This window comes from Billgrantia sulfidoxydans (assembly GCF_017868775.1).
Taxonomy (GTDB): Bacteria; Pseudomonadota; Gammaproteobacteria; order Pseudomonadales; family Halomonadaceae; genus Halomonas; species Halomonas sulfidoxydans.
In genome coordinates this window covers 914,172-928,974 of record NZ_CP053381.1, presented here as the reverse complement: position 1 = coordinate 928,974, position 14,803 = coordinate 914,172, and the positions used below count along the sequence as shown (strand labels likewise).

13 protein-coding genes are annotated in these 14,803 nt (G+C 66.0%); 10 read left to right on the top strand and 3 right to left on the bottom strand.

All coding sequences use genetic code 11. The annotated features are described in order from the left end of the window. Positions 1-53: 53 nt before the first annotated feature. From ccoG to fnr, 7 genes are all read left to right on the top strand, one after another. A complete protein-coding gene (gene ccoG, locus HNO51_RS04420; protein WP_209538590.1) occupies positions 54-1,493 on the top strand; it encodes a cytochrome c oxidase accessory protein CcoG in 1,440 nt (479 codons plus the stop codon). Between the two features lie 5 nt (positions 1,494-1,498). Next, on the top strand, positions 1,499-2,008 hold the full coding sequence (locus HNO51_RS04415; RefSeq protein ID WP_422674251.1) for a FixH family protein: 510 nt from the start codon (positions 1,499-1,501) through the stop codon (positions 2,006-2,008). 20 nt (positions 2,009-2,028) lie between these two features. Then, complete coding sequence (locus HNO51_RS04410) at positions 2,029-4,518, top strand: heavy metal translocating P-type ATPase (RefSeq protein ID WP_209538588.1); 2,490 nt, start codon at positions 2,029-2,031, stop codon at positions 4,516-4,518. Then, complete coding sequence (gene ccoS, locus HNO51_RS04405) at positions 4,515-4,748, top strand: cbb3-type cytochrome oxidase assembly protein CcoS (protein ID WP_209538587.1); 234 nt, start codon at positions 4,515-4,517, stop codon at positions 4,746-4,748. Before HNO51_RS04410 ends, ccoS begins: the two co-directional genes overlap by 4 nt. After that, entirely contained in the window at positions 4,748-5,449 is a 702-nt protein-coding gene (locus tag HNO51_RS04400) for a sulfite exporter TauE/SafE family protein (protein ID WP_197449810.1), read from the top strand. Before ccoS ends, HNO51_RS04400 begins: the two co-directional genes overlap by 1 nt. A gap of 103 nt (positions 5,450-5,552) precedes the next feature. Further along, positions 5,553-6,968 (top strand): oxygen-independent coproporphyrinogen III oxidase, encoded by a 1,416-nt coding sequence (gene hemN / locus HNO51_RS04395; protein WP_242597203.1) that lies wholly within the window; start codon positions 5,553-5,555, stop codon positions 6,966-6,968. A gap of 119 nt (positions 6,969-7,087) precedes the next feature. Continuing rightward, on the top strand, positions 7,088-7,834 hold the full coding sequence (gene fnr / locus HNO51_RS04390; RefSeq protein WP_197449809.1) for a fumarate/nitrate reduction transcriptional regulator Fnr: 747 nt from the start codon (positions 7,088-7,090) through the stop codon (positions 7,832-7,834). A gap of 91 nt (positions 7,835-7,925) precedes the next feature. Here the strand turns inward: fnr and ttcA are convergent, their stop codons facing one another. The 3 genes from ttcA to HNO51_RS04375 all read right to left on the bottom strand — a co-directional run bounded on the left by ttcA (position 7,926) and on the right by HNO51_RS04375 (position 11,434). Continuing rightward, positions 7,926-8,858: a tRNA 2-thiocytidine(32) synthetase TtcA gene (gene ttcA / locus HNO51_RS04385; RefSeq protein ID WP_209538586.1), complete on the bottom strand. Its 933-nt coding sequence runs from the start codon at positions 8,856-8,858 to the stop codon at positions 7,926-7,928. Positions 8,859-8,942: 84 nt separating this feature from the next. After that, complete coding sequence (locus tag HNO51_RS04380; RefSeq protein WP_197449807.1) at positions 8,943-9,572, bottom strand: 3'-5' exonuclease; 630 nt, start codon at positions 9,570-9,572, stop codon at positions 8,943-8,945. Positions 9,573-9,613: 41 nt separating this feature from the next. Further along, positions 9,614-11,434: a DUF294 nucleotidyltransferase-like domain-containing protein gene (locus tag HNO51_RS04375; RefSeq protein WP_209538585.1), complete on the bottom strand. Its 1,821-nt coding sequence runs from the start codon at positions 11,432-11,434 to the stop codon at positions 9,614-9,616. 695 nt (positions 11,435-12,129) lie between these two features. Here HNO51_RS04375 and HNO51_RS04370 point away from each other — a divergent pair. The 3 genes from HNO51_RS04370 (at position 12,130) to HNO51_RS04360 (ending at position 14,788) form a co-directional block, all read left to right on the top strand. Next, on the top strand, positions 12,130-12,390 hold the full coding sequence (locus tag HNO51_RS04370; RefSeq protein ID WP_197449805.1) for a DUF4212 domain-containing protein: 261 nt from the start codon (positions 12,130-12,132) through the stop codon (positions 12,388-12,390). Between the two features lie 6 nt (positions 12,391-12,396). Further along, positions 12,397-14,178 (top strand): sodium:solute symporter family protein, encoded by a 1,782-nt coding sequence (locus HNO51_RS04365; protein WP_209538584.1) that lies wholly within the window; start codon positions 12,397-12,399, stop codon positions 14,176-14,178. Between the two features lie 94 nt (positions 14,179-14,272). After that, entirely contained in the window at positions 14,273-14,788 is a 516-nt protein-coding gene (locus HNO51_RS04360; protein ID WP_209538583.1) for a hypothetical protein, read from the top strand. Positions 14,789-14,803 lie beyond the last annotated feature (15 nt).

Here is a 14,803-nt window from a genome sequence, read left to right as displayed (position 1 = left end):
CCCTCTTCATTGCCTTCCCCTTGCGGGCCAGCGCGGCCCGCCGCGAGTCCGACATGAGCGACAAGATTCCCACTCGAGACGTGACCCCGGAAATCGTGGGCCACCACACGCCCCAGGCGACGGTCCAGCACGACATGTACGCCAGCCGGCGTCACATCTACGTGCGCGAGATCAAGGGGTTCTTCCAGCGGGTACGCCGCGCGGCGAATTGGCTGTTGATGCTGGCCTTCTTCGGCCTGCCCTGGCTGACCTGGGGCGATCGCCCGCTGATCTGGTTCGACCTGCCCGGGCGTGAGTTCCATATCTTCGCCGCCACCTTCTACCCGCAGGAGTTCGTGCTGCTGTCGTGGCTGCTGATCATCTGCGCCTTCGGCCTGTTCTTCATCACCGTGTTCGCCGGACGCGTCTGGTGCGGCTACACCTGCCCCCAGAGCGTGTGGACCTTCCTCTACATCTGGGTGGAGCATCGCCTGGAGGGTTCGCGCAACCGCCGCATCAAGCTCGACCGCGAACCCATGAGCCTCGACAAGGCCTGGCGCAAGGGGGCCAAGCACGCCATTTGGCTGGCCATTGCGCTGGCCACCGGTGTCACCTTCGTCGGCTACTTCACGCCGATTCGCGCGCTGGTCGCCGAACTGCCCACCCTCGAGGCCCATGGCTGGTCCTACTTCTGGGTCGGCTTCTTCCTGGTCTTCACCTACCTCAACGCCGGCTGGCTGCGCGAACAGGTGTGCATCTACATGTGTCCCTATGCGCGCTTCCAGTCGGTGATGTTCGACGCCGACACCCTGATCGTCTCCTACGACGCCGCCCGCGGCGAACCCCGCGGGTCGCGCAAGAGGAGCCTGAGCCACGCCGAGGCCCGCGAAGCCGGCCACGGCGACTGCATCGACTGCGACCTGTGCGTACAGGTCTGCCCCACCGGCATCGACATTCGCGACGGCCTGCAGTACGAGTGCATCACCTGCGCCGCCTGCATCGATGCCTGCGACAGCGTGATGGATCGCATGAGCTATCCACGCGGGCTGATCCGCTACACCACCGAGAACGCCCTGCAGGCAAAACGGTCCCATATCCTGCGTCCCCGCCTGCTCGGCTACTTCGCCGCCCTGATGGTGATGATCGGCCTGTTCGCCTGGACGCTGGGCGACCGCACGCCGCTCAACTTCGAAGTGGAGCGCGAGCGCGGCCAGCTCTACCAGATGACCCGTGACGGGCGTATCAGCAACGTCTATACCTTGACCGTGCGCAACCTCGACGACCGGGACCACGACTACCAGCTCGCGGCTCGCGGCCTGCCCGGCCTCGAACTCGACACCGAGACGCTACAGGTACCGGCCGGCAGCTCGCGGCTGTTCGCCGTGCAGGTCACCGCCGACCCCGCCGTGCTGGAGCTGCCCAGCCACCCGATCGAGCTGCTGCTGCAATCGCAGCACGACGAGCGCATCGCGCTCGAGCGCGAGGCCCGCTTCATCGGCAATATCCGGAGATGACCGACATGACCTCCCCCACCCCCTGGTACAAGCAGTTCTGGCCATGGTTCCTGCTCGGCCTGCTGTTCTCGGCGATCGGCGTCAGCTCGACCTTCGCCGTGCTCTCGGTACGCTCCTTCGACGGCATGGTCCAGGAGGATTACTACGAGCACGGTCGCGCCATCAACATGGTGCTGGCCAAGCAGCAACGCGCCAACGAGCTGAACCTCGACGCCGAGTTGCGCATCGACCCGCTGACCAGCGACATCATCGTCCAGCTCGACGGCGACGACCGCCCCGAGCGGCTCCACCTGCGGTTGATCTTCCCCACCCAGGACGACCGCGACCAGGACCTGACGCTGGAGCACGTGCGCGACGGCCGCTACCTGGGCCAGGCGCCCGACAACCTGCGCCATCGCTGGTACCTGCAGCTGCAGCCCGGCACCGAATCGCCCGAGTGGCGCCTGGTGGGAGAGGCTCGCTTTCCCAGCGAGGAGAGCTTCAGCCTCACGCCCGGCGTCGAGCGGCGCAGCTGACACGAGCGTAGTGACGACCCTTGACGCATAACGACACGAGCCCGACCGCCGGCCAGGCGGAGCCCAGCCAGAGCTGCTACCACTGCGGTAGCCAGGTGCCCGCCCAGGCCCCCTGGTCGATCACCCTCGACGAGGCGACCCACCCCCTGTGCTGCCCCGGCTGCGAGGCGGTGGCCCACGCCATCGTCGACGGCGGGCTCGCCAGCTACTACCGATTCCGCACCGAGCTGCCGGAGCGCCCCGACGAGCGCCAGGCGGTCAAGGCCGAGACCTGGGCGGTGTTCGACGACCCGGGCCTGCAGCGCCAGTTCGTGCATGCCGAGGGCGACGACGGTGAGGTCCATGCGACGCTGGCGGTGGACGGCATCACCTGCGCCGCCTGCGCCTGGTTGATCGAGCATCGCCTCAACGCCCTGGAGGGCGTGACCGCCAGCGCCGTCAACCTTACCCATCATCGCGTGCGAGTAGCCTGGGACCCGGCGCGGCTCAAGCTGTCGCGGCTCCTCGCCGAGATGGCCGCCATCGGCTACGCTGCCCAGCCCTACGAACCGGATGCCGCCCAGCAGCGGCTGCAGTTCGAGGAGCGCATGAACATCCGCCGGCTGATCGTGGCCGCGGTGGGCATGGCCCAGGTGATGATGTTCTCGATTCCCATCTACGCAGCCGGCCCCGGCGAGATCAGCGAGGACTTCCTCGCACTGTTCCACTGGCTGTCGTTCGCCCTGGCCACGCCGGTGGTGTTCTTCTCCGCGGTGCCCTTCTTCCGCAACGCCGCGCGCGACCTGCGTGCGCGTGTGCTGGGCATGGACGTGCCGGTCTCGATCGCCATCGGCGGCGCCTACCTGGCCAGCGGCTATGCCGTGCTCTCGGGCAGCGGCGAGGTCTATTTCGACTCGGTCGCGATGTTCACCTTTTTCCTGCTCTTCGGCCGCTACGTCGAGGCCCGCGCACGGCGGCGCAGCGGGCATACCGGCAACGCCCTGACCGGCGCCCTGCCGCTCTCCGCGGTGCGCCTCGAGGCCGACGGCGAGGAGCGCATCCTGCCTGCCAGCGAACTCGCCGCCGGCGACCGCGTCGTGGTCAAGCCGGGCCACGGCGTGCCCGCTGACGGCGTGATCGAGGAGGGCGAGTCGAGCCTCGACGAGTCGATGCTCACCGGCGAGTACCTGCCGGTGACCCGGCGCATCGGCGACAGCGTCACCGGCGGCAGCCAGAACATCGAGAGTCCGCTGGTGGTGCGCGTCACCCACGCCGGCAAGGAGGCGCGGGTGGCCGGCATCGTCGATCTCACCGACCGCGCCTTCGCCAGCCGCCCGCGGCTGGCCCAGATGGCCGCGCGCATGTCGCACCTGTTCGTGCTGCGCCTGCTGGTGGTGACCGCCTGCGTGTCAACCGCCTGGTGGTTCATCGACCCCAGCCGCATGCTGTGGGTGACACTCTCGGTGCTGGTGGTGACCTGTCCCTGCGCCCTGGCGCTGGCCACACCCACCGCGCTCACCGCGGGCCACGGCCAGCTGCGCCGGCGCGGGGTGCTAATCACCCGCGCCGACGCCATCGAGTCGCTGTCCCAGGTCGACCGGGTGATCTTCGACAAGACCGGCACCCTGACCTGCGGCGAGATGCAGTTGGTCGACACCCGCCCGCTCGGCGGGCTTTCGGCCGGGCGCGCCAGGGTGATCGGCGCGGCGCTGGAGGCCCACTCGGAGCATCCCATCGCCCGCGCCTTCCGCCCCTGGCGCGAGGCGACGGTGGACGCAAGCGACAGGAGCAGCCGTACCGGCCAGGGCGTCGAGGGCACGCTCGACGGCCAGCGCTGGCGCTTGGGGCGCGCCGACTTCGCCGCCCCCGGCCACGCCCTCACGGCGCCGGATGACGGCCAGTGGCTGCTGCTCAGCGAGGGCGGCGAGCCGCGCGCCTGGTTCGCCCTGCGCGACCGACTGCGCGACGATGCCGAGCAGGCCATCGCCGAGCTGATGGCGCGAGGCATACGCGTCGAACTGCTCTCCGGCGATACCCGCGAGGCGGTACGCCGCCTGGCCGGCCAGTTGGGACTCGAGACCTGGCACGCCGGCGTCAGCCCCGAGGGCAAGCTCGAGCGCATCCGGGCGTGCCAGGCGGCCGGCGAGAAGGTCGCGATGATCGGCGACGGCATCAACGACGTGCCGGTGCTCGCCGGCGCCGACGTGTCTATCGCCATGAACGGCGCCACCGACCTGGCCCGCACCAGCGCCGATGCGGTATTGCTGAGCCCGCGCCTGATGCGTATCGTCGAGGCGATCGAGATCGCCCGTGCCACCCGCCGGATCATGCGCCAGAACATGATCTGGTCGGTGTGCTACAACTTCTCGGCGCTGCCGCTGGCCGCCATCGGCGTCGTACCGCCCTGGGTCGCGGCGCTGGGCATGTCCGGCAGCTCGCTGGTGGTGGTGGGCAACGCACTGCGCCTCAACCGCTTCCGCCTGCGCCCCAGCCAGCCCCCAGACCGCGACGCCCAAATGGTGAATGCATGACCATTCTCTACCTGCTCATCCCGCTCTCGCTGATCCTGCTCGGCCTGGCCGTATGGGCCTTCTTCTGGGCGGTGAAGAACGATCAGTTCGAGGATCTCGAAGGGCCGGCCCACCGCATCCTGTTCGACGAGGACGACAACGACCTGACGCCGGAAGAGCGCGAACGGCGGCGCCAGGCCGGCCGGCGCAAGCCGGCCAGCGAGGGTGACGACGGCCCGGCGGAGCGCTGATGGATCCCACCGGACTCGGCCTGCCGCCGCTGCTGGCGGCCTTCGTCTTCGGCTTGCTCGGCGGCGCCCACTGCATCGGCATGTGCGGCGGCATCATGAGCGCGCTGACCTTCGCCGTGCCGCCCAGCATGCGCAGTCCGGCCCGGCTCTCGGGGCTGCTGCTCGGCTACAACCTGGGTCGCATCGCCAGCTACACGGCCGCCGGCGCCCTGGTCGCCTCGCTCGGCACCCTGGTGGCGCTGACCCCGGGGGCACGCATCGGCCTGCAGCTGCTCGCCGCCGTCATGCTGATCCTGATGGCGCTGTATATCGCCAACTGGTGGAAGGGGCTGCTCAAGGTGGAGGCTCTGGGCCGCCACCTGTGGCGCCATCTGGAGCCGGTCGGCAAGCGGCTGATGCCGGTGGTCAGGATCCCCCAGGCCATTGGCCTCGGCGCGGTATGGGGCTGGCTGCCCTGCGGGCTGGTCTACTCGATGCTGGCCTGGAGCCTGGCCACGGCCGACCCTTGGCGCGGGGCGGCGCTGATGGCGGCCTTCGGCCTCGGCACCCTGCCCGCGCTGCTGGTCACCGGCTTCGCTGCGCGTCAGCTCGGCACGCTGATCCGCCACCCGGCGACCCGCACCCTGGCCGCCCTCGCGATCATCGCCTTCGCCCTGTGGCAGGTGGCGAACCTGTTGCCGCATGGAGCGCCAGGCCACTGAACGCGCGGCCGAGACACGACCTTCACTTCGTTTGACGCAGCTCAATCCGCTTGGGCCAGCGTACCGCTACATTGTGTCCATGTTAGCCTTTCGGAGTGCCATCATGTCCGTTCCCGCGATGTCCGTGCATCGAGCGATGGCCGATCCTTTCGCCTGGGACGAGGCCCTGCTGAGGCGCTACGATACCCACGGCCCGCGCTATTCGTCGTATCCCACCCTCTATTCGTTCCGTGACGACTTCGGCGAACAGGCCTATCAGGCGGCCCTGGCTCGCAGCAACGCCGACGGCAGGCCGCTGTCGCTCTACGTGCACATTCCCTTCTGTCGCAAGGCCTGCCACTACTGCTCCTGCCACAAGATCGCCACCAAGAACGCCAGGGTCGCGGAGCCCTACATCTCGCGACTGGACAGGGAAATGGTGCTGCTCAGGCCATACCTCGATACGCGTCGCGAAGTCGCCCAGCTGCACTGGGGCGGCGGCACGCCGAGCTTTCTCAGCCTCGACCAGATGAGCGACCTGATCGATCGCCTCGACGCCCGCTTCGGCCTCTCCAGCGCCCGCGACCGCGACTACGCCATCGAGATCGACCCGCGCGAGGCCGACGTCTTCACCCTGCGCCACCTGCAGGCGCTGGGCTTCAATCGCCTGAGCCTCGGCGTTCAGGACCTCGACCCGCGGGTGCAGCGGGCCATCAACCGCATCCAGCCGCGCATCCTCACCGAGGCGCTGCTCGACGAGGCCGACCGGCTCGGCTTTCGCTCGCTCAACCTGGACTTGATCTACGGGCTGCCGCTGCAGACCCGGGACAGCTTCGCCGCCACGCTGGAGCAGGTCATCGCCATGGCGCCGGCGCGAATCTCGGTCTTCAACTATGCCCACATGCCCGAGCGCTTCACGGCGCAGCGCCGCATTCGCGCCGAAGACCTCCCCGGGCCCGAGGAGAAGCTGGCGATACTGCGCACCACCATCGCCATGCTGACCGGCGCCGGCTACGTGCACATCGGCATGGATCACTTTGCCCGCGCCAGCGACAGCCTGGTGATTGCCCAACGCGAGGGTACCCTGCAGCGCAACTTCCAGGGCTACTCGAGCCATGCCCAGTGCGACCTGGTGGGCCTCGGGGTCTCGGCCATCTCCTGCATCGATGACGTCTATGCCCAGAACCATACCCGCCTCGCCGACTACGAAGCGGCCCTCGATGCCAGCCGTCTGCCTACCGCGCGGGGTATCCGGCTGACCTTCGATGACCGGGTCAGGCGGCATGCGATCGAGCGCCTGATGTGTGACATGGCGCTCGACCTCGACGAGCTGAGCGAGACCTTCGGCATCGAGGCGCCGCGCTACCTGGCCGGCGCCCTGTCGCGCCTGGAAGCGCTCCAGCGTGACGGTCTGGTCTCCCTGGAGGGGCACCGGCTCATTGCCACCCCCATCGGCCGGCTGTTGATCCGGCACCTCGCCATGGCCTTCGATGCCCGGCTGCCGCCGCAGCCTGGTCCGGAGTTCTCGCGCATCGTCTGAGCGGGGCGCAATCGCTCGAGGCGGCCTAATCGAATTGCGGCCAAAGGTCGCAAGGGGCATTTCACCTGCTTCATTAATGTTCCATAATGCCTCCATGACGACGATCAAGGAGGTGGAGCATGCCGGTCAACGCAGCCAATGCGCTCGGCAAGCGGCGTTCGCTGCTGCATGAAACCCGTTGCCAGAACTGCAGCCTGAGTTCGCTGTGCCTGCCCCTCGCTCTGGAACTCGAGGACATGGAACAGTTCGACGCCATCATCCGGCGCCGCTCGCCGCTGAAGAAGGGCGAATCGCTGTTCCGCCAGGGCAGTGCCTTCAGCAGCGTCTTCGCGGTGCGCTCCGGCAGCCTCAAGCAGGTCACCACCGAGGGCTCGGGCGAGGACCAGGTCACCAACTTCTACCTGCCCAGCGAACTGGTCGGCCTCGACGGGATCGACGAGCAGCTCTACCCCGGTAGCGTGATCGCGCTCGAGACCACCACCGTGTGCGAGATCCCCTTCGACCGGCTCGACCAGCTCTCCGAGCAGCTGCCGGAGCTGCGCGGCCAGCTCTACCGCAGCATGAGCAAGGAGCTGCGCGACGACCGCAAGATGATGCGCCTGCTGTCGCGCAAGACCGCTGATCAGCGCCTGGCCAGCTTCTTCTCGAGCCTGTCGGATCGCTTCCGCCGCCGCGGCTACTCGCCCTACAGCTTCCGCCTCTCCATGTCGCGGGCCGATATCGGCAACTACCTGGGCCTGGCCGTGGAAACGGTCAGCCGCATTCTCGGGCGTTTCCAGCAGCAGGGGCTGGTCGAGGTCTCCGGTCGCGAGGTCAACATCCTCAACCTCGAGGCGCTGGTGGCCCAGGCCCACGACGACCACTGAAGCGGTCGATCCCACGCGCGCTGACCCCGAAACGAGAAGAGGCCCGCCTGGCTAGCCAGGCGGGCCTCTTCGATTCGCCACCGGACGCGACTCAGCTATCGTTGGAAACGTTCAGGGCATCGATGCGCCGCTCGCGCAGCCGGACCTGCTTGGCCTCGAGCCCCTCGAAGTCGAACAGCTCGCGGTCGGCGAGCTGCGACGGCGCCACGTTGGTCACCGCCTTGAACATCGATTCGATGCGTCCCGGGTGCTTGCGCTCCCACTCGGCCAGCATCTCCTTGACCACCTGGCGCTGCTGGTTCGGCTGGGAGCCGCACAGGTTGCAGGGAATGATGGGGAAAGCCATCAGCCTTGCGAACTCGGCGATATCGGCCTCGCGGCAGTAGGCCAGCGGTCGAATGACGATGTTCTTGCCGTCGTCGGAGAGCAGCTTGGGCGGCATCGCCTTGAGGCTGCCGCCATAGAACATGTTGAGGAACAGCGTCTCGAGGATGTCCTCGCGGTGGTGTCCCAGGGCCACCTTGGTGGCACCGATCTCCTCGGCGAAGCCGTAGAGCGAGCCGCGCCGCAGGCGTGAGCAGAGCGCGCAGGTGGTCTTGCCCTCCGGCGTCTTCTCCTTCACCACCGAGTAGGTGTCGCGCTCGAGAATGTAGTACTCGACGCCGGTGGTCTCGAGATACTCGGGCAGCACATGCTCGGGAAAGCCCGGCTGCTTCTGGTCGAGGTTGACCGCGACCAGCGAGAAGTTTACCGGCGCATTGCGCTGCAGGTTGCGCAGGATCTCGAGCAGGGAATAGCTATCCTTGCCGCCCGACAGGCAGACCATGACCCGATCGCCCTCGTGGATCATGCCGTAGTCGATGATGGCGTTGCCCACCTGGCGACGCAGGCGCTTCTGCAACTTGTTGAACTCACGCCGCCCTTTGGCGTCGAGCTGCTCCAGCGGGGGCTCCGCCTCTCTCTGCTGCTGAGGAGTATCGAGATCGGCAACGGCACGGGGGTCGAAGGTGACGGCGTCTTGCATGGTCGGGGCACTGCCAGAGCGAACGGTGGGTGAGGCCGCACATCCTACCATCGACGCCGCCCGGAGGCGACGCCGTGGAGCGACTCACGCCTCGCGGCGGTCCTGCATCCCCGCCCGCTCCAGGCGCAGGTACATCAGCGCCGTGGTCACGGCATCGCCCAGCGCGGTGTGACGCCCCATGACCGGCACGCCGAGCGCCTCGGCCACCGCCTCGAAGCGCTGCGCACGCGGCTCGGGCTCCATCACGCTGCGCCGCTGCTGGCGGTGATACAACTGCGCCACGTCGATGCCGCTGTTGGGCAGGTCGAAGCCGAAGCGCGGCCGTAGCTGGCGGTTGAGAATGGCCAGGTCGAAGTCGAGGCGCCAGCCCAGCAGCGGGCGGTTGCCGATGAAGTCGAGCAGGGTTGCCAGGGCCTCATCCAGGCCGATGCCGTCGTCCAGGTCGACGCCGCGCAGGCCATGCACGCGGATGGAATCGCCGGTCAGCGTGGCGGGGCGCCGGAGGCGCAGGTCGAGCGACTCGCTGGTCAGCACCCTGTCGCCGCGGACCTTGACCGCACCGATGGAGACGGGCTCGGCAGTACGCGTATCGACCCCGGTGGTCTCACAGTCGATGGCGACGAGTTCATCCCCGGTGTAGGGGCGGAACAGCCAGCCATACTCGCCACCCGCATGACGCCGACGATCGTGGGCCCGGCGCAGCGCTCGAAACATGCCTACCTCCTCTGTACCTACCTGCCCAGCCGCTAGCGCCCTCAGGAATACTCGAGGTGATAGCGTTGCGACAGGCTCTGTTTGAAGTCCTTGACGATATGCAGCGCTTCGCGCAGCAGGTCGCGCTCCAGCGATGACAGCTGCTGGACCACGACGCGGTCCGGGCTCTTGCCGTCGCCGTCACCATCGAGACGTTCGAGCTGCTGTTTCAAGCGCAGCTCGGTGAATAGCGACAGCGCCTCGGCCAGATCTTCGGCGACGCGCTCCTCCAGCCTGCCATCCGCCGCCAAGGCCTCGAGGCGCTCCAGCGTGGAGGTGGGCTTGATACGCCGCTCCAGCGCCATGGTGCGCACCCCATGCACGATGGGAAATATGCCGCCTTTCTTGATGTCGATGCCGTGCTGGGGCTTCTTGAGTGAGCCAAACAGGGTCAGCGGCGTGGAGAAGCGCAGCGCCGTGCGGGCGAAATAGGAGAGCAGGAGTTCGTCACGCGAGCACTCCTCGAACAGCGCTTCGCGAACCCGCTCGAGCAGCGCCGGGTTGCCGGCTACCGCATGGGAGTCGAGCATGATGGCGAGCTTCATCAGGCTATCGCCATCGCGTCTCCGAGCCCAGCGGGCAATGCGCTCGCGCCACTGGCTGACGGAGCCCACCCACTCGGGATTGTTGACCATGATGTTGCCCGGACAAGGCGGGTAGCCCAGCTCGATCAGCGTCTCGGTGAGGCGCTGCATCTGCTCGCCCACCTCGGGCCATTCGAGACCATCGGCCAGGATCAGGCCATTGTCCTGGTCGGTCTTGAGGATCTGCTCGCCACGCCCTTCGCTGCCCATCACCATCAGGCAGCTCTCCTGGTGATAGCGCTCGTCGATCAAGAAACCCCACGCCTTGGACATGATGCGCCCGTTGAGTGCCGCCAGCAGGCCCATGGCGAAGCGCAGCTTGACGCCTTGCGCCATGAGCGCCTTGACCAGTTCGGGGGTCCGACGGCTGGCACGAAACAGGGCATCGAGACTATCGGCCTGCTCCACCTGCAGGCTGACGACGTAACTGCGGCTGGAGAAATAGCTCAGCACATCGGTCAGCTCGACCACGCCGACAGGAGATTCCCGCTCGAGGACAACCACTCGCTCCACCTTGTGGCGGGTCATCGTCACCAGCACCTCGAACAGGTATTGATCGGGGCGCACCGTGACCAGCGCGAAATGCGCGATGTCCCGCAGCGGGCTCTGCTTCTCGCGCCCCTGCAGCACCAGCGCTTCGAGCAGGTCGGTCTTGGTGACCATGCCTGCGCCCTGCTCGCTCTCCACCAGCAGACTGTCGGCGTGGCTCTCGTGCAGCCTGGCCACCGCTTCTGCAATGGTCGCCTCCGCCCCCATGCACAGCGGCGGCCGCATGCACTCGCTGACCTTGGCCAGCATGAAGCCGGCCATGGTCACCCCGCCCTCGGCGCGCTGCTCGGTCAGCAGGCGCGTCTTGTGGGCCAGGGTCTGACGAAAGAACTCGGCGAAGGCGGGGTAATCGTCGCATAGCTGCAGGAACAGCGCCTTCGGCATCAGGTAACAGAGGCACTCCTGCTCGGCACGGAAGCGATAGCGACTCTTGCCGTTGAGAATACTGATGGCGCCGAACAGGTCGCCTGCCGTGTAATGGCCGATCCGCTCGCGGGCTCCCGGCTGGGTGGTATCCAGCTCGGCCACCTCGCCCTTGTGGATGAGGAACACATACTCCCCGGGCTGGCCGGTCTCCAGAATGATCTCGTCGCGATCGAAGTAGGCCAGGTCAATGCCATGACGCACACGCTCACGCCCCTCTTCATTCAAAAAGGAGAACGGGGGCTGAGTAAGATCGACATCGACCATGTGGTAACCCTCGTGGTGCGGCCGTCATCGCCGTCAGCGCTCGAACGAGTCGGAAAGTGAGGCCTGGCTGGCAGGTCGCGGTACCAAGGGAGCACCCATCCTGGGCATGTACGTCCCTGTCGCCCGAACTTGTAGAAACACCTCGCCCCGCTCAACGCCATTCGCATCGAACCGGTCTTACCGAGGCAGAATAACAGTCCCGACTTTCCAGACATAACCTAGACCAACGTCAAAGAGAACGGCTTTCGAAAGCTTGCCACTAGAACTAGACATTGGTCTTACAGGCGAAAGGCATAGACAAAAGTCCAAGGCTAGACAATCGTCCTATCACCAAAGGGAGCACCACCGCACCCGCCATGCAACAAGAAACCAACCCATTGATCTTAAAGAATTAAAATGAAGATAAGAGCATTATAGTTTGCTCATGATACGAAAGTCTGGGATTTTATTTTTCTGTTTTATTGACCACTATTGCCAATGAGCCATCGGGGAAAAAGCGCCTAATTAACGCGGCTCGGTGATAGATGACCAGACGTGGTGGGAAGTGCGGCTCGTCCGCAGGGATCATGGGATCAACAGGCGCTGGCTGGCGTCATCGACTAACCGCTCGACTCGCTTGGTGCCTCCCCCTGATGACCTTGGTAACAACTCTCTTGGCGACTTCCCAACCTTAACAACAAGTGGAGAGCATCACTATGGCAGATGACAAATCCAACGCGACTGCATATTGGAAGGCGAACCTACGCCTGATAACCGGCTGTATGATCGTCTGGGCATTCGTCTCCTACGGCTGCGCCATCCTGTTTCGCCCCCTGCTGTCAGGTATTCCTGTCGGCGGTACCGACCTGGGCTTCTGGTTTGCCCAACAGGGATCCATCCTGACCTTCATCGTGCTGATCTTCTTCTATGCCTGGAAGATGAATCGGCTCGACCAGCAGTTCGGCCTCGGGGAGTAAGCCAGCATGAGTCAATTTGCCATCAACGTCCTCTTCGTCGGAGGCTCGTTTGCGATCTACATCGGCATCGCGATATGGGCGAAGGCGGGCTCGACCAAAGACTTCTATGTTGCCGGGGGCGGGGTTCACCCCGTCACCAACGGCATGGCGATCGGCGCCGATTGGATGTCGGCCGCTTCGTTCATTTCCATGGCGGGCCTCATCGCCGCCGGCGGCTACGCCAACTCGACGTTCCTGATGGGCTGGACCGGTGGTTACGTACTGCTGGCCATGCTGCTCGCGCCCTACCTGCGCAAGTTCGGCAAGTTCACCGTGCCCGAATTCATCGGTGACCGCTTCTACAGCAAGCAGGCCCGACTGGTCGCGGTCATCTGCCTGATCGTGGCCTCGGTGACCTACGTCATCGGCCAGATGGCGGGGGCCGGCGTGGCCTTCTCGCGCTTCCTGGAGGTCGACGCCACCACCGGCCTGATCATCGCGGCGGTAGTGGTCTTCTTCTACGCGGTACTCGGCGGCATGAAGGGCATCACCTACACCCAGGTGGCACAGTACATCGTGCTCATCGTCGCCTACACCATTCCGGCGGTGTTCATCTCCCTGGAGCTGACCAACAACCCGATCCCGCCGCTGGGCCTGTTCTCCAGTCATGTCGAATCCGGCGTACCGCTGCTGACCAAGCTCAACGAAGTGGTCACCGCACTGGGCTTCAACGAGTACACGGCGGACGTGGACAACAAGCTCAACATGGTGCTGTTCACCCTGACGCTGATGATCGGTACCGCCGGTCTGCCCCACGTCATCATCCGCTTCTTCACCGTGCCGAAGGTAGCCGACGCTCGCTGGTCCGCCGGCTGGGCCCTGGTCTTCATCGGCCTTCTCTACCTGACCGCTCCCGCCGTGGCCTCCATGGCGCGACTGAACCTCGCCACCACCATCTACCCGGAAATGGCCGGACAGGTCGGGAACATGGAGGAAGCCGCTACCAACCCCATCCTCTATGAGGATCGTCCCGACTGGATCCGCACCTGGGAGGAGACCGGCCTGATCTCCTTCGAGGACAGGAACGACGATGGTCGCATCCAGTTCTACAACGGCAGCGCCGACTTCGCCGACCGCGGTTGGGAAGGCAACGAGCTGACCGTCAACAACGACATCCTGGTACTGGCCAACCCGGAGATCGCCAACCTGCCCGGCTGGGTCATCGGCTTGATCGCCGCGGGCGGTCTGGCGGCTGCCCTGTCGACGGCCGCGGGTCTGCTGCTGGCCATCTCCTCGGCGATCAGTCACGACCTGATCAAGGGCTCGATCAATCCCAACATCTCCGAGAAGGGCGAGCTGCTGGCGGCGCGAATCTCCATGTCCGTTGCCATCGTGGTGGCCACCTACCTCGGGGCCAACCCGCCAGGTTTCGCCGCCCAGGTGGTGGCACTGGCCTTCGGTATCGCCGCCGCCTCGCTGTTCCCGGCGCTGATGATGGGCATCTTCTCCAAGCGGGTGAACAACGTCGGTGCCATCGGCGGCATGCTGGCCGGTCTGATCTTCACCGTGGTCTACATCTTCATCTACAAGGGCTGGTTCTTCATCCCCGGCACCAACAACCTGCCGGACACCCCGGACAACTGGGTGCTGGGTATCTCGCCGCTCTCCATCGGTGCGGTGGGTGCAATGATCAACTTCGCCGTGGCCTTCGCCCTCTCCAAGGCCACCCAGGAGCCGCCCCAGGAGATCCAGGACCTGGTGGAGAGCGTTCGCTATCCCAAGGGAGCTGGCATGGCGGTCGACCACTGAGTCATAATCCTACCCCGGCGTCGTCCCGGCGCCGGAACCCATCCCCCATCGGGCTTCCTTCGGGAAGCCCGATGGCTGTCAGGAAGCTCCCAACATGATTTGGCACTTGATCGCGGCGGTCTTCGCCGGACTGGGCGCCGCGGGCATCGGACTTCTGCTGCGCACCCTGAGCGGCAAGCGGCTGCCCCGCTGGATCGTCCCGGTCTTTGCCGGCCTCGGCATCCTTGGCTATCAGATCAACCATGAGTACAGCTGGTATGAGCACAAGCGCGATCAGCTGCCGGCGACGGCGCAGGTGGTCGAAACCAAGCAGGACCGGATGTTCTGGCGCCCGTGGACCTACGCCGTCCCCCTGACGGTCGGCTTCAGCGTGGTCGATCACAGCAGCATGGAGCGACGCCAGACCGACGACCACCCGTTGGTCGAGTTCATTCTGTATCGCTTCGAGAAAGACTATGTGGACCGCCTGGAGCACCAGCCGTACCTGATGAACTGCTCCTCGGCCGAACTGGTGCCGCTCATCAACGGTAGCCGCCAGCCGCAGATCGATGCCCTGCGCGAGCTGGACCGTGAGTCCGGCCTCTATCGGGCAGTCTGCGCCGCCGAGTGAATCGCCGCAGCCGGC

What these genes read in the sequence shown, in the direction of transcription:
- HNO51_RS04365 (WP_209538584.1), top strand. Translation starts at nt 12,397, where the DNA reads ATGAGTCAATTTGCCATCAACGTCCTCTTCGTCGGAGGCTCGTTTGCG.
- fnr (WP_197449809.1), top strand. Translation starts at nt 7,088, where the DNA reads ATGCCGGTCAACGCAGCCAATGCGCTCGGCAAGCGGCGTTCGCTGCTG.
- HNO51_RS04360 (WP_209538583.1), top strand. Translation starts at nt 14,273, where the DNA reads ATGATTTGGCACTTGATCGCGGCGGTCTTCGCCGGACTGGGCGCCGCG.
- HNO51_RS04375 (WP_209538585.1), bottom strand. Translation starts at nt 11,434, where the DNA reads ATGGTCGATGTCGATCTTACTCAGCCCCCGTTCTCCTTTTTGAATGAA.
- ccoG (WP_209538590.1), top strand. Translation starts at nt 54, where the DNA reads ATGAGCGACAAGATTCCCACTCGAGACGTGACCCCGGAAATCGTGGGC.
- hemN (WP_242597203.1), top strand. Translation starts at nt 5,553, where the DNA reads ATGTCCGTTCCCGCGATGTCCGTGCATCGAGCGATGGCCGATCCTTTC.
- HNO51_RS04370 (WP_197449805.1), top strand. Translation starts at nt 12,130, where the DNA reads ATGGCAGATGACAAATCCAACGCGACTGCATATTGGAAGGCGAACCTA.
- ccoS (WP_209538587.1), top strand. Translation starts at nt 4,515, where the DNA reads ATGACCATTCTCTACCTGCTCATCCCGCTCTCGCTGATCCTGCTCGGC.
- HNO51_RS04415 (WP_422674251.1), top strand. Translation starts at nt 1,499, where the DNA reads ATGACCTCCCCCACCCCCTGGTACAAGCAGTTCTGGCCATGGTTCCTG.
- HNO51_RS04400 (WP_197449810.1), top strand. Translation starts at nt 4,748, where the DNA reads ATGGATCCCACCGGACTCGGCCTGCCGCCGCTGCTGGCGGCCTTCGTC.
- ttcA (WP_209538586.1), bottom strand. Translation starts at nt 8,858, where the DNA reads ATGCAAGACGCCGTCACCTTCGACCCCCGTGCCGTTGCCGATCTCGAT.
- HNO51_RS04380 (WP_197449807.1), bottom strand. Translation starts at nt 9,572, where the DNA reads ATGTTTCGAGCGCTGCGCCGGGCCCACGATCGTCGGCGTCATGCGGGT.